Origin of the sequence: Pseudomonas tohonis (assembly GCF_012767755.2) — a bacterium.
GTDB classification, from domain to species: Bacteria; Pseudomonadota; Gammaproteobacteria; order Pseudomonadales; family Pseudomonadaceae; genus Metapseudomonas; species Metapseudomonas tohonis.
Genome location: NZ_AP023189.1, coordinates 4,589,220 through 4,611,863, shown reverse-complemented (window position 1 = coordinate 4,611,863; position 22,644 = coordinate 4,589,220). Strand labels below are relative to the sequence as shown.

The following is a 22,644-nucleotide window of genomic DNA, read 5'->3' as shown; positions in this document are numbered from 1 at the left end:
TATCCGTCGCTCTTCCCTCCCTCTCGCTTGACAGAACTCGTTTGGGGGCTAGTTTGTAACTAAATGGTTATTGGACTAGCTATTTTGTCAATCATGAAGCTCAGGCGATACCAATTCAATTCGTTGCCCTTCGTATCGATAGTGGACGAAGCGGGTTGCCCTATTGATCCGTATGTTTCCTGCTATCTCAATGGCGCTTTGTCTGCTAAGTCGGCCAATACGCGTTTTAGGTACGCAAATGAACTGTTGTTTATGCTGCAGTACTTTTCGGAAAAAAATATTGACCTGCCCGCGCGAGTTGCATCGGGTAGGTTTATCACGCATAAAGAGTACATGCAGTTTTATGACAGATGTTGCTTAAGTAAGGGTTTTTGTGAAGAGAGTTTAAATGTTAAGGTTATAGATATAAATGATAAACATCTGAGGAATATCATTGTTGCCAATCAGAAAGGTATGGCAACGGTATCTGGCGAAACCTTACAAGGTCGCGTCAGGCGACTTCGGAAGTTTCTTTTATGGCTGTTCGATCAGTTTCACGAAGTGCAGGATGTTGACGATAAAACAAACAAAAAATTTAACTATCTGATTTCAAAGATTAAGTTGGATGAAGATTCCCTTGGCAAGAACGTTACTCAACAAGTCGGCGATCCTGAGGAGTCGGTGATTCCGGATGACGTTTTCTTAAAGTTCTTGGAGATGGTGATGCCGTCATCTCCTAATAATCCCTTTAAAGCATCCAGGGTGAGAAATTATCTGATTGTCAATTTGCTAGTCCAAGGTGGCATCAGAAGAGGTGCACTAGCAAAGTTGAAGGTTTCAGACTTCCATTTTTGGGGGGAGTACGATCAGATATCTATCTATCGGTCCGGAAACGACCCTACAGATCCGCGCGCTGAAAAACCTGATCAAAAGACAAAAGCACACTACGCTACGGTTGATCCAAGTTTGTTGGAGAAGGTTAAGTTTTATATTGACAACATTCGTGCTGTCTTTCCTCGTGCAAAATTTCATGATTTCGTGTTTGTCAGTGAAAATGACTCTAAAGGTACTGCGGGGCAGCCCCTTTCGTTGAAAGCAATAAATGCAGTTTTTCGGAAGCTTTCCAGGGCGCTGGGCTTTCATGTGCATCCTCATTTGTTGCGTCACAAATGGAATGAAGTATTTGATAAAAAGGGAGAGTTGCTCGGGGTCAATCCAGCTTTGCTTGAGGATAGTAGAAAATATGCGATGGGATGGTCGCACAATTCGAGACAGAATGAAAATTATAATGAAAAACGAATTGCGCTGAAGGCTAGAGAAATATCAAAAGCACATCAGCGTCGAGTGGATCAAAAAAAATGACTCGAGAGAAAAAACGGAAAGCACTTAAGCCTCAAAAGAAAGTAAATTCATTGGTTACGGCTAAGTCTGGCTTGATGGTTAATACCTCGGATGATGTATGGGTGATACTTCCGTACAATGGAAAGGGGAAAGTGGTTTGCGTTGACTGGGTCCGCTCATCGAATATATCTGATGATGATCGAGAATTAATTCTGAATGTGTTTGTGCATTATGTTCGAACCATGGCTGCGAGTACAGCATCAGGTATAGTTTGTAATGTAAAGCCGTTTGTGATGAATGGTATTCCCTCGTTAGCTAGTGTTAAAACGTTTTGGAGTGGGTTGAAAACAAACAATAAGAAGGGGCTCAATCAGTTCTTTGGGACTCTCTCCAAGCAAGGTTATGAACGGTTTGAAGAGTATCACAAATATACAAGTGCCCATTTAGATAAGAGAAAAATCAATACTCTTGATCCTTCCAGGGGGGCATTAAGCGATATTGAGTTTGACTCGTTAGCAAAGCAACTCAATGAAGATCTACAGGAGTTCGATTGGGCCGCTGATAGAGACCTTTCCTTCTATCAGTCATCAACCCTCTATGGTGATATAAAGAATCGTGTTACTAGCAAACTGTTGCTCTCCATTGTGAGACGGCCGATTCAAATTTCTATCCAAAAATGGTCAGATCTGATTCCCACCGGTGCAAGCTTTCACGACGCGAGAATTCACGCTGCGGATGAAATTGGCACAGTGGGGGGGCAAACATTACAGCTTAGAGTTTTTATCGCTAAGTCAAGCGGAATGCTCTTTCCGCGAGAATGTCCAGAGCGTTATCCGATATATCTTTCCGAAGACATCTCAAAGACTCTCGGCGACTATAAGAAGCTGATCTTTCAAGGGCTCACGCTACTGATGGAGTCAGCAAAGATCGAGGTTGATCAATCTGAGCTCTTGAGCCTAATGCGTGATATGCCCATGTTTCCCGATGTCGGTCTTTTTAACTTGAGATTTGATTCTTTAGATTTGTTCAAAAAACTGTTTACGCCAATCTCTACTGCTTACCACATGTCGGAGAGTTCAATTACAAATGCCTTAAGACATACTCGGGTTACCTCTGATCGAGTCGCCGACTGCATAGCCACTTCCAACCGGATTCGTCATACCGTACTAACTCGAGGAGCTCAAGATGGACTACCCGCCGTTCAATTGGCCAGGATTACCGGTGTTACCGTTCCAGCTGCAAGGCACTACATAGACTTGGACTACAAGTCGAGGCGAGAGATTGACTTAAAATATACCGGTAATGAGTTTCTGAAGAAGGCATTTAGCGGTACGGTAACTATTGCTCCGGAAGCCGATGAAGTCATAGTCGACAACAATTTCAACGCTGTTGGTGGGGCACGTAACAAGCGTACATGCGCTACCTGCTCTACATTATTGGGGAGGCCGTTTGGGTGCTATGGATGCCCAAATTTTCGCCCGATACTCGAGGCTGATCATAGGTCAGTTTTGAGAGGCGTGGAAGACAAGCTTGCGGCAAACCGCAGCTCCTTAATCAATCCTCTTTACACCCGCAGCATCGAAAAAATGGAGAGGCAGATCGTGTGGGTGAAGCTGACTATTGTGGTTTGTGATGAAGAACTCGCAAGGCAGCGTGCGCTCGATGCTTAACAAATACATTGACCGATTGGAGCGACTCACCGGCGAGTATCGCAAGGCCGAACTAGGGCAATTTGAAGGGCCAGGCGGCAAGAAAGCGGAGTTTGATGATCTGGTTTGGTACCACGTGGACCCTAATACTGGTCGCCGAATTAGATACTTGTGCGGAGTACATGGGCGTAAGGGAAGAGGCAACGCCGGCAATCGACCGACAGACAGCCTTCCTTACCCCTATAACCACCTGATAAAGGTATGGATTATAGAAACAACAAATACACCTTTATCTGCCGGCGAGAAAAAAGCTCGTATGTCAGTAGTTAGGAAGTTGTTAACGCTCATGGATGGCGATCTCTATGCCCAAACAGATTCTACAATCCGCAGCCTTAATTTGGGGGCTAAGTCATCTGACCGCTTGCGATCGTTTCTCGCGTTCTGCTCTGACAAGGGGGTTATGAAAAAAATCGACCTAAATGGAAGTGATAATAGAGACAGGACAGGGCATGCCCTCTTTGATAATACGCTAGAGAAGCTTCCGGATATCGAAACTGTGCTTGCCCTAGGCGCCATTTTCTCAAGTGTATTTGAGCATGTGGATGAACAGGGCTCGTTGAGTCCTGGTGAAGAGATAAATATACATGATGCCTTGGTTGTGACTTTTGCGCTGCTTTCACTGGCATCACCCAATCGGACAACTGCGGAAATACCTCTTCTGCCTAAACAGCGACTACATTCTTACTCTGAAAGCAATGGAGAGCCGGTCTATTACCTAGACTGGATTGGAAGCAAGGGATACGGGAACAACAAGAATCACATGCTGGCTGCCCTGGTTGAGCCAATCACGAAAGCTCTGAACTTTTTTTATAAAGCATCCGAACCGGCAAGGGTACTGTGTCGTTTCTATGAAAACCCGAATCAGAGTTTAAAGGCATTGCTTGGGGAGTTCGAGATTGCACCAGTACGAGCTCGGAATTTGTCCTTAACACAGCAACCCAATCTTTTTACATTGGGTTATGCATTAGGTTTTTATGGAGTCGATGATTGCGTTCCTGTTCTCAAGGAAAGTGCTGATCTGACTTACACCTACCATGCTCATAGAGGCCGATTCTTTGAGGGTAAACAAATTTATTCGTTACGGCATCAAGATAAATTATCCGTATCGCGAATTGGGCGTACGTCTTTTGCAAGTCTACCCTACTTATTCGGTTACACTGCTATGCCGGAAATATTTACCGATAAGCTCACCATCACCGTCGGAGAGGTACAAGAGTGGTGGGTGTCCTTTTATAGGAACGTGCTGCTGCCGGAATTTCCGCTCTCATTTTCAAACGGAGAGTCAAGTATTAACCTGAAAGATGCGATGTTCTGTTTCTTGGGGAGTTGGTTTTATGGGGCGTCCAAGGGGTTTGGGAGTGGGGGGAATACATTTCAAAAGACAAACTATATGGTGGTGCCATTAGCCTCGCTAGGCGCCTCAGTTATCCCTCGATTAACTGGACATTCCTGCACCAAATTATCGATTTTTCAGAGTTACGGATTTTCGTCAGAGTTAAGTCTCAGGCCGCATAGTCTTCGCCACTTGTCGAACACCCTTGCGGATCTAAGTAGCATTCCAGTAGAAATAATCACAGCTTGGTCGGGCAGAAAGAGTTCTGAGCAAACTCATACTTATATTCATACGACTCACGACGAGAAAGCCAGTCGTGTGAGTGCGATATTGAATCCGCCAGATATCGACAGGCGGGATATTCGAGTCGTTTCCCAAGATCAACTGACACAAACCACCAACCTGCCGGCATCTGTCACCTCCACCGGTCTTTGTACTCAAAATCTTAATGTGACGCCTTGCAATTATTTAAACGATTTCGTCTCGCAGTGCTTCATGTGTCCGGAGACGTGTCACATAGCAGGCGATGTGAAGACAATCGAGTTTTTTGAGAAAGATTTATCGTTTCAAACTTTGAGATTAGAATCGGTAGCGTGTGATCCACGCTTACCAAACTCCCAGGCAATGAGGCAGTGGTATCTAATTCACTCGCGAAATACCCATATTCTATCCATGCTGAATGATTTGATGAAAAGTAAGCCTGTCGGAACGATGATTCGTTACTCAAATAAAAACTCTGAGTTCAGTTTGACCGATCTAAATACCAAGATCATTACAAAGGTCGCGTGTGCCCTACCGGATTTTGAGGCTCGCCTGAAGGGTATTATTGAAGATAAGACTGCCAGAACAGCATCTGATGCTAATCCCGAGTTGCGCTCTCTTTTATCCTCTTTCGGTCTGTCTGAAGGCGAGGTGTGATGTGGTAGTCCCAAAAATATCAGCTCAGCAGCAGCGTAAGATAGAGATAATGTTGGCTAAGTGGGTAGGTAAGCTGACGTGGGATGCTCTGGTGGCTAAGGTTGAACTTGAGCTTGGCATAAAAACAACTAGGCAAACCCTCTGCACTTATGTGGGTATCAATACGTATTATAAGAACAAAAAAGCTGAACTTCGTGGCGCAACGCCTTCCCTTTACACAAAGATAACTGCTTCTGAAGTAAAGTTAGTGGAGCAGATAGAGCATTTGAAGGCTGAGGTTGCGGTTCTCAAAAGAAATAATGCAGAGCAACTGCGCATGATTGAGAGGATGCTTTTGAACGCCAATGCCATTCCCAACCTGGATCTCTATGCCTTGGTTAAGAAAAGGCCTGAAGAGATACACAATAGCTAAAATTTCGCATACCGCCTCGACTATGACGTGTTGGGCACACGCGTGGTTTGCTATCCGAGGGGGTATCCGGGAGCGAAGACCTGCTTTCGCCCGGATATGATCATCACGCTTTAATTGCGCCTTCGCTGACCAGGCGAGCCGTTTGCGGGTCATACGCTACACCGGTAATCGATCCATCCCGAATACGCTCAACTGCTTCATCAATCACATGCAGTGGTACTAGGAACCATTCCCTCGGCTTGACCGGATTGCCGAAGCGGTCTTCGATGGTCAAGTCCAACTGCGCTGCGCCGAACAGGCGGTGGAAGATGTTCTCCAGCCTGGTGCGATTCAGGTTGTGCAGCTTGTAAGTAGCGACCACCTCCACATCAGCCAGCAGGTAGGTGGCGTCTTTGTCTGCGCCTGCGATGCGGGTTTCCACTCGGCCTCCGGTTACGCCGATCTTGTGGATCAGCTCGCGGTGCTCGGCCACGAAGGGGTGGTTAGACTGGCTGCGCAGCACATAGATAGTGCCGCTTTCTATGTCGTCCGGCTCGGCGATGTCGCTGAACAGTGGGCCTGAGTCGACCTTGATCAGCCGAGATCCGGCACGCCCCTCACTGTCCTTGTAAAGCGCCCGCTGTAGGGATCGTAGCAACAGATCACTTTCCGTCTCATTGGAGTAGATGACGCGCAAACGCCCGTTCGTCTCCGCATTCGGCGTTTTGTAGGTGTCCCCGACTTCGGCGACGTAGGCAATGAGCCCGCTCAGAATGAAGAAGTCTCCAGCCTCAATGCTGGCGTTCTTGCCAAAAGGCTTGGTCACCCAGCGCTTTTGCTTGAGGCCTACTTCCACTTCATCAAACAGCGGCTTGAAATTCTCGAAGTCTTTACAGGGGTTCCGAGCGGCCATCTCTTCAGCCGCTTTTATTGCCGCACTGGAACGCACATGCCTCAGTACCGTTATGTCGTCCTGCTCGACGGACTCACTACCGATGCCCAGCTCGGCGAGCAAGGCGTCCTCATCCAGGTCATCCACATTAGTCGTGGTGACCGCAGTACCTGACAGTAGGCCGTGAGTATCCAGACCGGCCAGTAGGGTTTGTGCCTCTGGCAGTTTGCGCAGTTGATCCAGGCGCACGGCATACAAGCGCTCAAAAATGTCGCGGTCTTCGCCATGCAGCGGAGCGCGGCCGTGGGTCTGATAGAAGCGCTGAATGTCCTCGAAACCAGCGATGATGCGCTCTTCGCGAGGAGTTCGAGTGGCTGTCTTGAGCGTGGGGACTTCTACCCCCAGCGCCTCCAGCAGGTCGTCATCGTTCATATCAGCCATTGGCGGATTCCCCCTGCGCCGCTTTGGCTTGGGCGCGGTAGCGTGCCAATGCTGCTACGCCTTCAGCCAAGCGTTTTTCCCAGGCATCGGCAGAGTTGATGTCGGGCAGGCGGCCGCGCTCGTTCTTGAACTGCAGGGCACGCTTGGCCAGCTCTCGCGCCTCATCTTCGGGGATGCTCACCTTCTTGGCGGCAATGCTGGCCTGAACCTGGCGCAGAGACTTTTCATCCATTGCCTTCGCCAGTACCGCATAGGCGGCATCGAAGGGGTTGATGCGGTCGATCAGGTCAATGTCCAGCTCGCGCACGTTAACGAATTTGCGCACGCCATCAAGCAGTGCTGTGCTGCCCTGCACGTTGTCGCTACCGTTTGCATCTGCCTGCGCCAGAGCCAACTTGGCCTGCTGGGTAATGTTCATGGCGGCGATGGCGTGCTGGCGGATGGCTTCCTGGTCGACGTCGCTCAAATCGGGGTACCGCTCGCGCACGATCTTGCCCATGCGCAGTTGAGTCAGCTCTTCCGGCAGGGTGTTCTCCTTATCGAACAGGCCGCGCTCCAGCACGGTTTTGTCCTGCAGGAAGCTGGTCACTACTTCGTTCAAGTCTTCTTTGCAGATGCGCGTGGCTTCTGTGCTTTGCGGCGTGGTCAGGCCGTTAATCTCGACATGGAACTGGCCCGTGGTTTCATTCACACCCAGGTTGGTGCCGCCCGGTTGATACCCCTCCGGGCCATAATTGAAGCCTTCTTTCGGCCCGGTATCTTTCGGGGTGAACTCATAGCGCGGGGCGAGCACCTGTTCCATCAGCAGGCTGGCAGAAATGGCCTTGAGCATATCGTTTACCGCTTCGGCTACAGCTGCTTGATCAGCCATTGGCTCTGCGATCAGGTTGGTGAAGCGTGAGCGCTCTTTACCTTCTGCATCGCGGGTGGCACGGCCAATGATCTGCACGATTTCGGTCAGGCTTGAACGGTAGCCGATGGTCAGCGCATGCTCGCACCAGATCCAGTCAAAGCCTTCCTTCGCCATGCCCAGTGCGATGATCACATCCACGTTATCGCGGTTGTTCTTCTGCGCCGGGTCTTTCAGTGCGCCGAGCACTTTGGAGCGCCTGGCTGGGTCGCTGTCATCCACCAGATCGGCCACTTTCAGTGTGCGGCCGTCTTTGGCTTTGATCAGGTGGAAGCCGGTGGCTGGGTCAACACCCTGCCATTCGCCAAGCGCGCTCATGATCTCGTTAACCTCGCGCTCCTTATCCTTGAGGCTCTCGCGGGCATTTACGTTTGGAATGTGGACGATGGTTTTCAGCGCCGGGTCCAGCACCTTGGCGACCGCATCCACATACCTCCCGGTGTAGAAGAAGTAGCCAATATCCAGCGACTTGAGCCAGCGATAGCCGTTGAGCTGCTCGTAGTAGGTGTACGTCACCGTCTCAAACTTGTTCTCTTCCGACGGGGCCAGCACGGCCTCGCTGTCACCACGGAAGTAGGAGCCGGTCATGGCAACCAGATGCACCTTGTCGCGGTTGATAAACGCGCTAAGTTGGCTGCCCAGTTTGTTGTCTGGGTTGGCGGAAACGTGGTGGAACTCGTCGATGGCAATCAGTCGGTTGTCGAAGGCGTCGATGCCCAACTCTTCCACGGCAAAGCGGAAGGTAGCATGGGTGCAGACCAGCACCTGGTCGCTGCTGTTCAGAAAGGCGCGCACGGCGTCCACCTTGGACTTGGCCACACGCGGCTCATCAATGCCTGGGGCATTGCACAGGTTCCACTTTGGGGCTACCTGCCAGTCCCAGTAGAAGCCATGTTGGCTCAGCGGCTCATCGGCAAAGCTACCGCCAATGGAACGTTCTGGCACTACGACGATGGCCTGTTGCAGTCCCTGGTTATGGAGCTTGTCCAGGGCGATGAACATCAGGGCGCGGGACTTGCCTGATGCCGGTGGCGATTTGATCAGCAGATACTGTTCGCCGCGCTTGGTATAGGCGCGTTCCTGCATGGTACGCATGCCCAGCTCATTGGCCTTGCTGGATGCCCCAGTGTGCGCCGTAGCAATGGATACCGACGGCACCGTGTAGCTGTTGGTCGGGTTGGTAGTGTTAGTCACTGTGATTCTTCCTCCATGAGAGTGCCGTCGCCTGGGCATTTTGGATGCGGCCTTTGAGATCAGCTAACCACTCGCCGTAGCCTTCGGGGGGCGTGGTCGGGCTACCAGGGATATCGCTCATGCCTTTTTCCCTCGTGGCTTTCTCGGCGCGGCCTTCGATGTATCTGCTGTCATCTTGGTGTAGAGGTCAAACAGCTTTTCCAGTCGTTCGGTATCGTTTCTAAAACGCCGACCGATGTAGATACGCTCCAGCACTTCATCGTTGCGCTCGTGGGCGTGGCGCAGGTTATCCGGCATGTTGTCCGGGACGTACAGGTCGGCGATGGTGGCGGGGAAGTGGGCTTCGCGGGCCAGAAGTATGTCCTCGGCGCAACGAGTCAGATCGACCTTGTTCTGTTCAGTAAGCAGTGGAACTGGAAAGGTATTCCAGCCGAGTGTATTGGAGTACCTAAAGTCAGTTCGCATTCTTGAACACACGGTTCCTATCCAAACCCAGTGCATTCGTGAAGCAATTAACGCTAAATTCCATAATGGTGCGTCGTAAAGGGCGAAAGCTAGGTTGCTAACAATAGTATTTGCCGATACAAAACCAACCGGTAGATATTCCCGCAACTCGGATGAAACAGCGGCCACCACGATTGCGTCTCTATCGGCAAACCCTGCAATTTGGACAAAGCGATGAGGCTTCTGGGCAAATTGACGGGTGGATTCCGCATCAGACATGCTGCGATTATCGACGACTAACTTCAGGCGTTCTGCAATGAAGTCGACCTTCTTTGCAGCTTCGACCTTGTCGTCACCAATCCATAGGCAATATCGCTGTTTACCGTTTATGAGTTCATCAGAGCCCATAAAGCCTTTTACGTAAGGCTGAACTGTGTCGTTCGCCATCATCTGCGAGCCTAAGTCAGGCCCCATAAGCAGATGCCCCCCATCACGCGGCATATTGCCGAATAACATAGGAAATTGCTCACCAATGGGGTCGCTAGCCTTCAGGACGTAGGCCAAGCTGTTTGGTACCAAATACGGGCCAATAGCTGAGCATTGCTTGAGTAAATCATCCTGATATAGCTTTTTCGACACTGCAGATTTCTTGCCTAAGCCAACAATCACCACGGTAACCCCCGCATTGTGGCTAGCAAGGTTGGCCCATGTGAAGGATGTATGCGCAAAGCGAATTTCGCAGCCACGCTCAAAGGCCACTGGCCATACATCAATGGCCTGCTGCCCTTGGCAAATGCTGTTGGTGGCCACAAACGCGCCGACGGCACTAGGCTCGCTGTCAACGTAGTCTAGAAGCTTTGCGAACCAACCTGTGACGTAGTCTGTCGTCTTGGCGAGCTTCGGGTGTCTCTGCCAGGCATTAGCCATATCCCTTTTCTGCTCGTCGGTTTGCCACTTACTTCCTTTATACGGGGGATTACCGCAGATGTAGGTTTCACCACCTTCGTTCTCGAATGCAATTTCCGCTTGTTGAAGAGGTGTTCCAAACAGATCATCGCTGACAAGCTTGACCCCTGTACCAGTCGGTGGGCACACGCTTAGCCAATCCAGCTGTAAAGCGTTATGGCAAACAATCCAGTTCTGCGCATCCAGCGGCAAAAATTCGGCCAGTGCATCCTGCTGGCCGCGATACAGTACGTCGCACTGGAACTCGGCAATGATCAGCGCAAGACGGGCAATTTCTGCGGGAAAGTCGCGTAGCTCGATACCACGGAAGTTGGTCAGCGGTATTTCGGACTTATTGTGAGCCTCGCCCCGGCGACAATTGATCTGCGCCTCGATCTCCCGCATCTGCTTGTAGGCGATGACCAGAAAATTCCCAGAGCCACAGGCTGGATCGAATACGCGAATACGTGCCATACGCTTGCGCAGGTTCAGCAGCTTGGCCCTGTTTTCGCCAGCTGCCTCCAGTTGCGCCCGCAGATCATCCAAAAACAGCGGGTTCAGCACCTTGAGGATGTTGGGCACGCTGGTGTAATGCATGCCCAGAGCGCCGCGCTCTTCATCGTCGGCCACGGCTTGAATCATGCTGCCGAAGATGTCCGGGTTAATTTTTTGCCAGTTCAAATTTCCGGCGTGCAACAGGTAGGTGCGGGCCATACGCGTAAAGCGTGGCACCTCGGTGCTGCCAGAGAACAGACCGCCATTCACATAGGGAAAGCTGTTGGCCCAGCTGGGTAGGCGCGGCTGAGCGCTGGAGCGCTCAGTCAGCTTGATGTTCATGGCACGAAAGATTTCCGATAGCACCTGGTCGGTGTTGGAACCATCACGCTCGCTGAACTGCTCCACCGTCTTGGTAAACAGACCATCGCCAGTGAAGATGTCGGTGTCTTCGGCAAAAAAACAGAACACCAGCCGCGCCATGAAGTGGTTCATGTCGGCGCGGCGCTCGGCTTTGGCCCAGTCCGGGTTCTCATTCAGCAGCTCGACGTACAGCTTGTTCAGGCGGCTGGTGGCGCGCACGTCGATGGGGTTGTCCTTGATCTCCTTGATGGTGGAGATGCCGGCCAGCGGCAGCAGGAAACCGAAGTGGTTAGGGAAGTCCGGGTAGTCGCAGGTGATGGTTTCACCCGTGATCAGCTCTTCGGCCTCCAGCGTTTGTCCGTCGGTGGCAAGGATGAACTTGGCTTTGGCTTTTGTGGTGGCCGAGCTGGTGCGCAGCGCCTTGAGCGTTTCGCCCACGGTGCCGGGCTCGCAGGCGGCGATATGAATGTTATTGCGCAGTAGTACGCCGCCGGGTACGTCCGAAGCGTTGTTGTTGCCAGCGCGTAGACGCTTGATCTCTGCGTCTTTTCTGCCAAATGCAGCCAAGAAGGAGAACGGGAATTCTGCCGCGTCAAAGGGCTCAAGAGCCAGGTCCGATATGGCGGACTCAATTTCTACTGCATTCATGGTTTACCACTGTCCAAATCGCTGATGCGCGAAGGCGGCGACTTTGGCCGCAAAAATTTTGGGTAATGGCTACATCCCCTGGCCGGCACATGTTGCTCTGTCGGCTTGGCGTCAGCATCGGCAACTCAGCTCTGTTCAGCAGAATTGGCGTATGCCTAATGCCATCGGCGGCGACAGCCGAGCGCCCTGAGCCAGTGACCGGGAAATCAACCACTACACGATGCCGGGGGATGATAAAGGAAGGCGCTTCTTTAATGCGAAAAAGCCGCAGACCTCCAAGTGTTGTCTGCAGTTGCAGGGGCCATCCGAGAGCGAAGTTCGGCCCGGACTGGTCAGGCCTTCTTGAACACCGCTCTCGATCAGACGCGGAGCTACAGCTCTGACAACCGAGGCAGAAGGCAGGATGGATCGCAAGCGAGCTCGCTTGCGATTCGATACAGCTTCTCGACGGTGATGTTTACTTCGCCACGCTCGATTCGCCCCATATAGCTACGGTCCATACTGCAGGCCAGCGCTAGAGCATCCTGAGAAATCCGGCAAGCCTTTCTCTGCGTCCGGATGCGTTCCCCTAACGCCTTCGCCAACTTATCCATGACCGTCTCAATTCCAGTTGAGGCGGCACTATCGTGTGTTTGCGGACGTAGGAGCCACGGATTATAATCCGCATTTCCTCTGCGTTAACTCTTCTGGTGCCTCAATGAAATCGGCCTCGTTTACCTTCGACAGGCGTCTGTATGAGCTGCTTCAGGAGGAAGGGCGTTCAAGGTTCACGACGCGTGAACTGCGTGATGCCTATGCCAAGCGCCTGGATGGCATGACTTTCCGTATCGGTGATGTGCGCCGCTATGTGTATGAGCAGATCCGCCGAATGCTGCGCATGGGTTGGGTTGTGCTCGATGAAGAGCGCCGTTCGCGGGGACAGGTCTACCACTTGCAGCCGATTCCGGCACATCTGCAATTAAAGCTGATCGACAACGGGTTCGAGAACAGCCATAAGACTGCTTGTGAGCCAGAGCAGGAGCCGTCAGCGTTCGATAATGCGGCGGTGCCGCAACCATCAGTCGATGCGGATCAGCACCTGGAGGCGCTCCTCAAGGAAATCAGGCTGGACTTCCTCGCATCGATGGGCGAGGCGGAGCGATACAAGCTGCTCCTCGATGATATGCCGCATCTCCGGGATAAGGTCGAAGGCGAGTACCTGGAAGCTAGAGACCGAAGCTCGCGCCTGCTGGGCCATCTTCGCGCCATCGAGAAGACACTCAAGACGCTTGCCTCCGCACGATGACCACACTGCTGCGAAACTGGCAACGCCGCTGCATCGACGCGGCACTGGAGCACTTTACTGCCACGCCGCACTTCTTCTGCCAGGCAACGCCGGGTGCCGGTAAGACGCGTATGGCGGCAGAGCTGGCCAGCAGGCTGCTTGAGCAGGACCGGATCGATCTGGTGCTCTGCTTCGCACCATCCTGCCAAGTTGTCGAGGGCTTTCGCTCGTCCTTTGCTGCGGTGCTCGGCAGACGCTTGGACGGCCAACTCGGCGCAGTTGGGGCGGCGTTCACCTATCAAGCCATGGAATACCGAGATGAGACGTTCTGGCGACTCCTCGATGACTACCGTGTGTTCGTGGTTTTCGACGAAATTCATTGATCTCCTCAGGACTGATTGCCAGTTCTCCCGCGACGCCAGCTTTCCCAACCCCATCTGCACGTAACGCGGCGAAAATCTTCTCCAGGATCACTGACCGCTCATGAGCAATAGATTCCGGCTCTTCGGTGCGATAGCCCTCTTGAGCAATCTGAATACACAGCGTTCGGTAAGCCCACTCCGTGGAAAGCCCCAGGCTATGAAGTCGGTAATTTAAGGCTGCCACAGAAACGGACCAGAGCTTCTTGTATTTGATGAGGCTTTTGATAGTGATCGAACGTGGAGCCATCGCTAGAACGCTTGCACGTGGCATTAGAAAAGCCGACGCAAAGGCATTCGCCTCACGCTCTAAATCAGGTCCTTGTGGGTGGGCATGCTGGTGCATAACCAAATGTCCTAATTCATGAGCTGCGTCAAAGCGGCAACGCTCGGCCGACTTGAAGGTATTCAAGAACATAAAGGGGCGGCCGCCACTCCACATCGAGAACGCGTCGACCTCCTTTGCATCAATTGCAAGTGAGTAGACACGAACGCCTTTCGACTCAAGAAGCGCAATCATGTTCTTAACCGGCTGCTCACCTAAACCCCAGTGTGCCCTCAGCATCTCCGCAGCGGCCTCTGGCGCTTGTTCGAGATCACCCAGGATCGAGAAAAACTCGAACGGGCCAAGCACTTCATCAACGAAGGGCTCGCCTCTGGGCAGCTGCAGCCGGTAATCGACCGTACATTCAGCTTCGACGAGATGGCCGAGGCTCACCGGTACATGGAATCGAATGCCCAGGTGGGCAAGATTGTTGTAACGCTTTAAACCACGTGCAGGTCTTCGCGGCATGGCCGGTAGGGTCACTGTCGATAAGCCCATGCCAGCTCGATGCGTCTCTCACACATGCACAGACAGGAGGTTCGATGACCAAGCGCATCGGCCTTCCGCAGGTCAGCTACGTCGCAAGCCTGACGCAGACCGATCGGCATTACGAGCAGATCATCGAGTCACTGAAGCCACAGGGCAGGTTGGGCCTGATCGATGACCCGGCCACGCTGGACGTCGTACCGCTCAAACGCAAGAGCCTGTCGCTGCACTGGGAGCTGATGTACACGCGCTCGCTGTACGAGACCGAGGACATGCAGGAGCAGCACAACATCCTCAATGAAGTGGCCCGCCAGATCGATGCGGGTGTGTTGCGCACCACCGTTGGCGAAAACTACGGGCGTATCAGCGCCGAAAACCTACGTCGCGCCCATGCCTTGCTGGAGAGCGGCAAGGCAAAGGGCAAGATCGTTCTGGAGGGCTTCTGACGGTATCTGGCTACCGGCTCATGCGGTAGGTAGCCAATGCTGGATTCAAGAGTAGCGCCCATGAGCGATTCAGTGAGCGCCTTGAAATGCCTCCTATTGAGATCGTCTCGCAAGACCATCACCCAGCCGTCAACGACTTCATCCGAAACGTCCAACTAATAGGAATTGGTAGCGACTCCGGAGGAGGGCGTATCGGATGAGTCAAAAGCCTGATGTAGCGTAATTGTCATGTGAATCGCCCTTAGTTTCATCGATTCCCTCAAGCCTCAAGGGTCGTCTGATCTATTCAGTAAAGCCGGCCCCTTTTGGCCGGTTAGCGACGGCTTGGCCGAGGCCGTCGCTATGCCTCGCACAGTCAAACTTCGGTCTGCTCCGCCATCTCCAAGGCGTCGTCTATCTCGATCCCGGGATATCGGACAGTGCTTTCCAGATTCGTATGACCGAGCAGCAGTTGAACAGCTCTCAAGTTTCCTCCTGCGATAGATCAGGGAAGCCTTGGTACGTCTCATTGTGTGAGTGCCATACATGGCAGGATCAAGACCAATGACCTTCACCCAGGCTTCAACGATACGAGCGTATTGTCGAGTGGATAGGTGTTCAGAGGCGTGCAGCCGGCTCGGGAACAGGTAGTCCTCGCTGCGGAGCAGTGCCCGGTGGATCCAAGTTTCGAGAGCCGTCCTTGTTTGCTCTTTGCGAATGCTTGAATCTTAGCGCTCTCCATTGGGCATCTCGATTTGTCTGCAAAAACGGAAAGTTTAGTCCAGTGCCGAGCAACGGCGACGTGCGCTTCAATAGAGGAAAATGGTCGTTTTAGAGCTGTTGCATCAGCCTCGAACGCGGTACCGCCCGTCAGGCTTTGACCAGTTTTCCTGAACAACGCGCGTTGTATGGGAGACGAACCAAGGTAGGAGCGAAAGCGCAATCGGCGCTCCTTTGAACTGACTTGGAGAACCCAGATGAAAGCAATCGTCTACAACGGCCCGCGTGACGTCAGCGTCCAGAACGTCCCAGATGCGAAGATCGAGAGACCAACGGATGCTCTCGTTCGAGTCACATCCACGAATATTTGTGGTTCCGATCTGCACATGTACGAAGGCAGAACCACCTTCGAGACGGGTCGAGTCTTCGGTCACGAGAACCTCGGTGAGGTGGTCGAGGTAGGTGCAGGAGTTGAGCGCGTTAAGGTTGGAGACATGGTCTGCTTGCCCTTCAACATCGGCTGTGGTTTTTGTGAAAACTGCGAGAAAGGACTTACCGGCTATTGCTTGACCGCCAATCCAGGCAGCGCTGGTGCCGCCTACGGCTTTGCAGAGATGGGCACTTATGACGGTGGCCAGGCCGAGCTGCTGCGAGTTCCCTTCGCGGACTTCAACTGTCTCGTGCTGCCTGAGGATGCGAAGGAGCGCGAGGACGACTACGTCATGCTCTCCGACATTTTCCCCACGGGATGGCACGCAACAAGGCTGGCGGGGCTGCAACCAGGCGAGTCCATTGCCATCTACGGCGCAGGCCCGGTCGGCTTGATGGCGGCGCACTCCGCGCTTATCCAAGGCGCTTCGCAGGTCTTCGTAATAGACGATCAACCAGACCGCTTGAAACTGGCTGCCCAGATGGGGGCCACGCCAATCAATTCCGTCGAGCAGAAGGCTGTCGATGAAATCCTGAATTACACCGATGGTAAAGGCACGGATCGTGGGTGCGAATGCGTGGGCTACCAGTGCTGCGACAAACATGGCCACGAGGTGAATCACCTGACCATGAACAACCTCGTCGCCTCGACCAAGGCAACCGGTGGTATCGGAGTAGTCGGGCTATTCGTTCCCCAAGATCCGGGTGCCAAGAACGAGTTAGCCAAAGAAGGGAAGATGGCTTTCGACTTCGGTTCCTTCTGGTTCAAAGGGCAGAAAATCGGCACCGGGCAAGCCAACGTCAAGGCGTACAACCGCCAGTTGGCTGAGCTAATTCATCACGGGCGTGCCGCACCCTCGCAGATCGTTTCCCATCGATTGAAGCTGGATGATGGCCCAAGTGCTTATAAGCACTTCGATGCACGAGACAAGGGGTGGACGAAGGTTGTGATGAAGCCTGCGGCTTAGTGTTTTGAGTAGCCGTCTCCTGCTCGGGGCGGCTACTCGGATGCTGTATCGTTCGAATCCATGCGAGCATCAATGATGCTCAGGCAGGATCCAAGTTTCGCCGGTCATGAAACATCGTTCTGAGCGACTCATGGCGACTTTGGAAATCTGCCAATCGCCATGCTGTTCCTAAGCTTGAGTACCGACGGCTTGTGATCCTGATGAGAGAACGAATCGAATCTGCCAACCAGCAGCATCTTGTATTAGTCAGTTAGCAATGGATCTAAGGATTATTGCTGCGTGAGCTCCAGTCGCTGCCTTATGGTGAATCATCTCTATGGTATCGCGACTGACCGCTATTGGCCCAGAGTGTGTAAAAACGCTTCTTCAAAATTGAAGTACTCGCGTCTACGTGAAATCTGGAGTTTATCGGCACGTCAGCAAATGTGGATTTCTCCCAGATGCACGATTTCTAGCTTGTGTTTGAGTACCTGCCGCACTTGAAAACGTTTTTACACAGTCTCGGCCGGTACCTGCCTAACGCGACAGGCAGATACCGGCCGGGAGTCGCCAGTAGCATCGGGCTGGAGTTGGCCACTTTCACCTGCTGATACCGTCAGCTTCTGCGCCAGTTGATCCTCGGCACCGCAACACGGACAATCCTGTACAAGAATACAGTGATCGCTACCATGTCCGTCTCGTTAGCCCCTGAGCTTTACTACCTCAGCAATTTCCGTACGGCACTCGCCTGGGTGGCTGAGCGCTATGCAGATCTACTGGCGGATGAAGAACGTGCCTTTCTCGACACCTTCAATACCCTGCCCTGGCCATCCCAGGCCTTGCTGGTGCGCATGATTAGCGCAAGGGCTGTCATTTTCGTCTGAGCAAGCTCGTTTACCCGGAAATCGGCGACTGCCTGGCTGCTGCCGATCCACTGCTTGAACAGGGATGGATCACCGAGCAGGCGCTGCTCACAGCCGATGAGATTGCCGAGCTGCTGCGCAAGGATGAGGTGCTGACTCATATGCCGCTCACAGACCGCCGCGCGGCGCAGAAAAAGGCCGAGCTCGAACAACTGCGCGCAATGGACCTACCTGCCCAGACCTTCACGGACTGGTGCCCTATGTTGGATGATCAGTTACTCAGCCTGATGGTGGGCGAGTTGTGTGATCGTTTGCGCCTGATGTTCTTTGGCAATCTGGCTCAGGACTGGTCCGAGTTCGTGCTGACGGATCTGGGCATCTACCGTTACGAATCGGTGGACATAGGCCCGGAGTCACGTGGTTTTCAGTGCCGCCAGGATCTTGAGGATTACCTGCACCTGCGCCAGTTACGCGTCAGCGTTGAGCAAGGCGCAGACCTGGCGGACATTGTGCCGCCGTTGCTGGCGTTCAGTTCAAGCAACCCATACCTTTGCAGCCGCCAATCGTGCCTGCTGTTTCAGATCGCCCAGCAACTGGAGAGGAGCGGTGAGCTGGAGCAGGCCCTGCTGCTTTATCAGCAAAGCGCGCATGGCGAAGCCCGCTGGCGACAGATTCGCGTACTGGAACAACTGGGGCGCGATGCCGAGGCCTATGATCAGGCCCTGGCCTTTAGCCAAACCCCAGGCAGCGATGAAGAAAGCCAGCGCCTGGAACGAGCCCTCACCCGCCTGCAGCGCAAGCTCGGCCTGCAGATGGTGAAAAAGCCCAAGGCTGCGAGCGAAACCCGCATCAACTTGGTATTGCCGGCGCCGACACATGGCAGTGTGGAGATAGCTGTGCGTGATCACCTGCAGCAGGATGATGCTCCGGTGCACTATGTGGAAAATACCCTGCTCTGCAGCCTGTTCGGCTTGCTGTGCTGGGAGGCGATCTTCGCACCGCTGCCGGGGTCATTTTTTCACCCGTTCCACAGTGGCCCGGTGGACCTGCACAGCCCGGACTTTTATGCGCGCCGCCAACACCTGTTCAAACGCTGTCTACTGCAACTTGAACAACCCGACTACAGGCAATTGATCAAGGCTCGGTATCAGGAAAAGTTCGGCCTGCAATCACCCTTCGTCTTTTGGGGCATGCTCGATGAGGCGCGCCTGGAACTAGCCCTGCAGTGCATTCCCGCTGCACACCTGCACGCCTGTTTTACCCGCCTGCTGCGAGATCTGAAAGCCAACCGCGCCGGCATGCCCGATCTGATCCAGTTTTATCCGCAGGAACATCGCTACCGGATGATTGAGGTCAAAGGCCCCGGCGACCGCCTGCAGGACAACCAGAAACGCTGGCTCAGTTTCGCGGCTGAGCACGGTATCGCCGTTGTAGTTTGCTACGTGCGCTGGGCTGAGGCATGAGCTATCGGGTAGCGGTGCGGGCACTGTGCGAGTTCACCGCCAAGGAAGGTGACCTGGATCTGCGCTTCACCCCTTCCCCCACCGCTCAGGAAGGCATGGCTGGGCACCAGACAGTGGTTGATCGGCGGGGAGACGGCTATATCGCCGAGTTACCTCTAAGTGGCAGCTACCCCGGCCTGCTGGTCGGCGGCAGGGCCGACGGGTACGATCCGCAAGAGCGGCGCCTAGAAGAGATCAAAACCCACCGTGGCGATATCAGCCGCATTCCGGCCAACCACCGGCTGCTGCATTGGGCGCAGGTCAAGGTCTACGGCTGGCTGCTCTGCCAGCAGCTTGAGCTGGAAGAGTTGGAATTGGCTGTGGTGTATTTCGACGTGATGAGTCACGCCGAGCATGCCTTCAGCGACCACTTCACAGCCGCTGAACTGGAAGACTTCTTCAATCAGCAGTGCCAATTGTTTCTGAGCGGGGCTGAACAGGAAGAAGCACCGCATCAAGCGTGACGAGCATCTGCAGAGCATCAGTTTTCCCTACCACTCAGGAAGTCCCGTCCTGAGCGGGGCGAACTACAGGATAAGAACATGCCAAACAATACTTTCGGTGAATCCTCTTGTACCGCTGCGGCCAGCGGCCTCGTGCAGGTGCGTGGCGCGCGTGAGAACAACCTCAAAGAGGTGGACGTCTCTATCCCGCGGAATGCGCTGGTGGTGTTCTCGGGTGTCTCCGGCTCCGGGAAGTCCTCGCTGGCCTTCGGCACCATCTATGCCGAGGCGCAGCGACGCTACTTTGAGTCGGTGGCCCCCTATGCACGGCGCCTGATCGACCAGGCGGGCGTGCCGGACGTAGATGCGATCGACGGCCTGCCACCAGCGGTGGCGCTGCAGCAGCAGCGGGGGGCCAGCAATGCGCGTTCCTCCGTGGGCAGTGTGACCACCCTGTCCAGCCTGGTGCGGATGATGTATTCGCGCGCCGGCGCCTATCCCGCCAACCAGCCGATGCTGTACGCCGAGGATTTTTCGCCGAACACGCCGCAGGGGGCGTGCTCGACCTGCCACGGCTTGGGTCATGTGTACGAAGTGACCGAGGCGATCATGGTGCCCGACCCCTCCCTGAGCATCCGTGAGCGGGCGATTGCTTCCTGGCCGCCCGCCTGGCAGGGCCAGAACCTGCGCGACATCCTGGTCAGCATGGGCTACGACGTTGACCGGCCGTGGAAGGACCTGCCGAAAAAGGATCGCGACTGGATTCTGTTCACCGAGGAAACACCAACGGTGCCGGTGTACGCCGGTTTCACGCCTGCCGAAACCCGCACCGCGCTCAAACGCAAGATGGAGCCGAGCTACATGGGCACCTTCACCGGCGCCCGGCGGTATGTGTTGCACACCTTCGCCAATACCCAGAGCGCGCTGATGAGAAAGCGCGTATCCCGGTTCATGGAGGGCAAGCCGTGCCCCACCTGCCACGGCAAGAGGCTCAAGCCCGAAGCGCTGTCGGTCACCTTCGCTGGGGTGGACATCGGCGCGTTTATGCAGATGCCGCTGGACCACTTGGCGGCATTGCTCGAACCCATCGCACAGGGCGATTTCCGCGCCCATGCAGCGGGTGCGGCTACGGACAAGGAAGCGACCCGGCGCGAGCGTGCCGAACGCGCTGCCACCGGCCGTGCGGTCCATGCGGTATCGCCCGACGTGCGCCGTACCTCCGCGCTGTCGGAAGAAAAGCGCCTCGCCGCACAGCGCCTGGCTGGAGGCGTGATGGCGCGCCTGCGCCAACTGCGCGGGCTAGGCCTGGGCTACCTGACGCTGGACCGGGCCACGCCGACGCTTTCGGCCGGCGAGTTGCAACGCTTGCGGTTGGCCACGCAATTAAGTTCCCTGCTGTTCGGCGTCGTGTACGTACTCGACGAACCCTCGGCGGGCCTGCATCCCTCCGACAGCCAGGCCCTGTACGATGCACTCGACCGGCTGCGCGACGCGGGCAACTCGGTGTTTGTGGTGGATCACGACCTGGACCTGATGCGCCGCGCGCAATGGCTCGTGGATGTCGGGCCGGATGCCGGCGAGCGTGGCGGCCGCGTGCTCTACAGCGGCGAGCCGGATGGCCTGCGCAAGATTGCCGAATCGCGTACTGCACGTTACCTGTTCGACGAAATTCCCGCACCCGGAAGCCGAGCACGCGAAGCGACCGGCTGGTTGGAGCTGCAGGGCATCCACCGCCATAACCTGCATGGCGTGGATGCGCGCATTCCGCTGGGCGTGCTGACAGCCGTTACCGGCATCTCTGGCTCCGGCAAATCCAGCCTCGTCGCGCAGGCCCTGCCGGAATTGGTGCTGCTGCACCTGGGCCACGAGCCTGAAGACGATGCCGCCGAAAGCGCCACCAGCGAAGGGCCGGCAGTGGTCGAAGCGACCGGCGGCCATCTGGCGGGCGACGTGGACGCCATACAGCGCCTGGTGCAGGTGGACCAGAAGCCGATCGGGCGCACGCCGCGGTCGAACCTGGCTACCTACACGGGTCTGTTCGACCATGTGCGCAAGCTGTTCGCCGCCACGCCCGATGCTCGACGCCGCCGCTATGATGCCGGACGGTTCTCGTTCAACGTCGCCAAGGGGCGCTGCGAGACTTGCGAGGGCGAGGGTTTCGTTAGCGTGGAACTGCTGTTCATGCCCAGCGTGTACGCGCCGTGCCCGACCTGCCATGGCGCGCGCTACAACGAGGCCACGCTGAAGGTGCAGTGGAACGGGCGCAACATCGCCGAGGTGCTGCAGATGACCGTGGACGATGCCAGCGAATTCTTCGCGGGTGAAGACGCGGTGGCAAGGCCCCTGCAACTGCTGCGCGACATCGGACTGGGCTATCTGCGCCTGGGGCAACCGGCCACTGAGCTTTCCGGTGGCGAGGCGCAGCGCATCAAGCTGGCGACCGAGCTTCAGCGCAGCCAGCGCGGCCGAAGCCTGTACGTGCTCGACGAGCCGACCACCGGGCTGCACGCGTCGGATGCCGACCGGCTGCTGGAGCAGTTGCAGCGCCTGGTCGATGCCGGCAATACCGTAGTGATGATCGAGCACGACATGCGTGCGGTGGCCCAAGCCGACTGGGTGATTGACGTAGGGCCAGGCGCGGGCGCTGCCGGCGGCAGCATCGTGGTGGCGGGTTCCCCTCAGCAGGTGGCCCGAAAGTCTGGCAGCCGAACCGCTCCGTTCCTTGCACGGGAGTTGGCGCGGGCCGAGTAGCTTAGTTCGCCAAAATGTTGCCAGCTTCGCGGGGCATTGATCGTCGCCACACGGTGGTGACGGTCGC

At 54.9% G+C, this 22,644-nt stretch carries 13 protein-coding genes and 5 pseudogenes; 12 read left to right on the top strand and 6 right to left on the bottom strand.

Annotation, left to right across the window (positions count from 1 at the left end; genetic code table 11):
* The first annotated feature begins 252 nt into the window (after positions 1 to 252).
* The 4 genes from HSX14_RS20855 to HSX14_RS20840 are packed head-to-tail and all read left to right on the top strand — an operon-like array spanning position 253 to position 5,692.
* Positions 253 to 1,341, top strand: a complete 1,089-nt coding sequence (locus HSX14_RS20855; protein ID WP_228723473.1) for a tyrosine-type recombinase/integrase — start codon at positions 253 to 255, stop codon at positions 1,339 to 1,341.
* Positions 1,338 to 2,990: a hypothetical protein gene (locus tag HSX14_RS20850; RefSeq protein ID WP_058179766.1), complete on the top strand. Its 1,653-nt coding sequence runs from the start codon at positions 1,338 to 1,340 to the stop codon at positions 2,988 to 2,990. Before HSX14_RS20855 ends, HSX14_RS20850 begins: the two co-directional genes overlap by 4 nt.
* Positions 2,953 to 5,280, top strand: a complete 2,328-nt coding sequence (locus HSX14_RS20845) for a hypothetical protein (RefSeq protein ID WP_058179767.1) — start codon at positions 2,953 to 2,955, stop codon at positions 5,278 to 5,280. The genes HSX14_RS20850 and HSX14_RS20845 overlap by 38 nt, the downstream gene beginning before the upstream one ends.
* A gap of 1 nt (position 5,281) precedes the next feature.
* Positions 5,282 to 5,692: a hypothetical protein gene (locus tag HSX14_RS20840; protein ID WP_125851148.1), complete on the top strand. Its 411-nt coding sequence runs from the start codon at positions 5,282 to 5,284 to the stop codon at positions 5,690 to 5,692.
* Between the two features lie 103 nt (positions 5,693 to 5,795).
* Here the strand turns inward: HSX14_RS20840 and HSX14_RS20835 are convergent, their stop codons facing one another.
* The 4 genes from HSX14_RS20835 to HSX14_RS20820 form a co-directional block, all read right to left on the bottom strand.
* The gene (locus HSX14_RS20835) at positions 5,796 to 7,004 is read right to left on the bottom strand and encodes a GIY-YIG nuclease family protein (protein ID WP_125851146.1); all 1,209 of its coding nucleotides are present in this window, start codon (positions 7,002 to 7,004) and stop codon (positions 5,796 to 5,798) included.
* Positions 6,997 to 9,108 (bottom strand): DEAD/DEAH box helicase, encoded by a 2,112-nt coding sequence (locus tag HSX14_RS20830; protein WP_173177976.1) that lies wholly within the window; start codon positions 9,106 to 9,108, stop codon positions 6,997 to 6,999. The genes HSX14_RS20835 and HSX14_RS20830 overlap by 8 nt, the downstream gene beginning before the upstream one ends.
* A gap of 117 nt (positions 9,109 to 9,225) precedes the next feature.
* Positions 9,226 to 12,003, bottom strand: a complete 2,778-nt coding sequence (locus tag HSX14_RS20825; RefSeq protein WP_173177977.1) for a class I SAM-dependent DNA methyltransferase — start codon at positions 12,001 to 12,003, stop codon at positions 9,226 to 9,228.
* Between the two features lie 371 nt (positions 12,004 to 12,374).
* Positions 12,375 to 12,596 carry a helix-turn-helix domain-containing protein gene (locus tag HSX14_RS20820; RefSeq protein ID WP_173177978.1) on the bottom strand — a complete coding sequence of 74 codons (222 nt, stop codon included), beginning with the start codon at positions 12,594 to 12,596 and terminating at the stop codon, positions 12,375 to 12,377.
* A 104-nt stretch (positions 12,597 to 12,700) separates the two neighbouring features.
* On the opposite strand from HSX14_RS20820, the gene HSX14_RS20815 reads away from it, so the two are divergent.
* Positions 12,701 to 13,288, top strand: coding sequence for a hypothetical protein (locus tag HSX14_RS20815; RefSeq protein WP_173177979.1), 588 nt, complete (start codon positions 12,701 to 12,703; stop codon positions 13,286 to 13,288).
* A pseudogene (locus HSX14_RS20810) lies at positions 13,285 to 13,647 on the top strand (DEAD/DEAH box helicase); the annotation flags it as partial. The gene HSX14_RS20815 and the pseudogene HSX14_RS20810, both read left to right, overlap by 4 nt.
* On the opposite strand, the gene HSX14_RS20805 reads toward HSX14_RS20810, so the two are convergent.
* Positions 13,559 to 14,509, bottom strand: a complete 951-nt coding sequence (locus HSX14_RS20805) for an ImmA/IrrE family metallo-endopeptidase (protein ID WP_476655291.1) — start codon at positions 14,507 to 14,509, stop codon at positions 13,559 to 13,561. The pseudogene HSX14_RS20810 and the gene HSX14_RS20805 sit on opposite strands and share 89 nt — an antisense overlap.
* Before the next feature lie 50 nt (positions 14,510 to 14,559).
* Between HSX14_RS20805 and HSX14_RS20795 the strand changes: the two are divergent.
* Positions 14,560 to 14,943 (top strand): annotated as a pseudogene (locus tag HSX14_RS20795) (zinc-binding dehydrogenase); the annotation flags it as partial.
* 355 nt (positions 14,944 to 15,298) lie between these two features.
* Here the strand turns inward: HSX14_RS20795 and HSX14_RS20790 are convergent.
* Positions 15,299 to 15,632 (bottom strand): annotated as a pseudogene (locus tag HSX14_RS20790) (tyrosine-type recombinase/integrase); the annotation flags it as partial.
* A gap of 267 nt (positions 15,633 to 15,899) precedes the next feature.
* Between HSX14_RS20790 and HSX14_RS20785 the strand changes: the two are divergent.
* The 5 genes and pseudogenes from HSX14_RS20785 (at position 15,900) to HSX14_RS20770 (ending at position 22,577) form a co-directional block, all read left to right on the top strand.
* Positions 15,900 to 17,039 carry a glutathione-independent formaldehyde dehydrogenase gene (locus tag HSX14_RS20785; RefSeq protein WP_015275821.1) on the top strand — a complete coding sequence of 380 codons (1,140 nt, stop codon included), beginning with the start codon at positions 15,900 to 15,902 and terminating at the stop codon, positions 17,037 to 17,039.
* A gap of 668 nt (positions 17,040 to 17,707) precedes the next feature.
* Positions 17,708 to 17,913 (top strand): annotated as a pseudogene (locus tag HSX14_RS31700) (VRR-NUC domain-containing protein); the annotation flags it as partial.
* A gap of 129 nt (positions 17,914 to 18,042) precedes the next feature.
* Positions 18,043 to 19,344 (top strand): VRR-NUC domain-containing protein, encoded by a 1,302-nt coding sequence (locus tag HSX14_RS20780; RefSeq protein ID WP_003291482.1) that lies wholly within the window; start codon positions 18,043 to 18,045, stop codon positions 19,342 to 19,344.
* A pseudogene (locus HSX14_RS20775) lies at positions 19,341 to 19,917 on the top strand (ATP-dependent DNA helicase); the annotation flags it as partial. The gene HSX14_RS20780 and the pseudogene HSX14_RS20775, both read left to right, overlap by 4 nt.
* An 8-nt stretch (positions 19,918 to 19,925) precedes the next feature.
* On the top strand, positions 19,926 to 22,577 hold the full coding sequence (locus HSX14_RS20770; protein WP_173177982.1) for an excinuclease ABC subunit UvrA: 2,652 nt from the start codon (positions 19,926 to 19,928) through the stop codon (positions 22,575 to 22,577).
* Positions 22,578 to 22,644: the final 67 nt, after the last annotated feature.

What these genes read in the sequence shown, in the direction of transcription:
- HSX14_RS20770 (WP_173177982.1), top strand. Translation starts at nt 19,926, where the DNA reads ATGCCAAACAATACTTTCGGTGAATCCTCTTGTACCGCTGCGGCCAGC.
- HSX14_RS20845 (WP_058179767.1), top strand. Translation starts at nt 2,953, where the DNA reads ATGAAGAACTCGCAAGGCAGCGTGCGCTCGATGCTTAACAAATACATT.
- HSX14_RS20780 (WP_003291482.1), top strand. Translation starts at nt 18,043, where the DNA reads ATGCCGCTCACAGACCGCCGCGCGGCGCAGAAAAAGGCCGAGCTCGAA.
- HSX14_RS20820 (WP_173177978.1), bottom strand. Translation starts at nt 12,596, where the DNA reads ATGGATAAGTTGGCGAAGGCGTTAGGGGAACGCATCCGGACGCAGAGA.
- HSX14_RS20815 (WP_173177979.1), top strand. Translation starts at nt 12,701, where the DNA reads ATGAAATCGGCCTCGTTTACCTTCGACAGGCGTCTGTATGAGCTGCTT.
- HSX14_RS20850 (WP_058179766.1), top strand. Translation starts at nt 1,338, where the DNA reads ATGACTCGAGAGAAAAAACGGAAAGCACTTAAGCCTCAAAAGAAAGTA.
- HSX14_RS20855 (WP_228723473.1), top strand. Translation starts at nt 253, where the DNA reads ATGCTGCAGTACTTTTCGGAAAAAAATATTGACCTGCCCGCGCGAGTT.
- HSX14_RS20825 (WP_173177977.1), bottom strand. Translation starts at nt 12,003, where the DNA reads ATGAATGCAGTAGAAATTGAGTCCGCCATATCGGACCTGGCTCTTGAG.
- HSX14_RS20785 (WP_015275821.1), top strand. Translation starts at nt 15,900, where the DNA reads ATGAAAGCAATCGTCTACAACGGCCCGCGTGACGTCAGCGTCCAGAAC.
- HSX14_RS20835 (WP_125851146.1), bottom strand. Translation starts at nt 7,004, where the DNA reads ATGGCTGATATGAACGATGACGACCTGCTGGAGGCGCTGGGGGTAGAA.
- HSX14_RS20805 (WP_476655291.1), bottom strand. Translation starts at nt 14,509, where the DNA reads ATGGGCTTATCGACAGTGACCCTACCGGCCATGCCGCGAAGACCTGCA.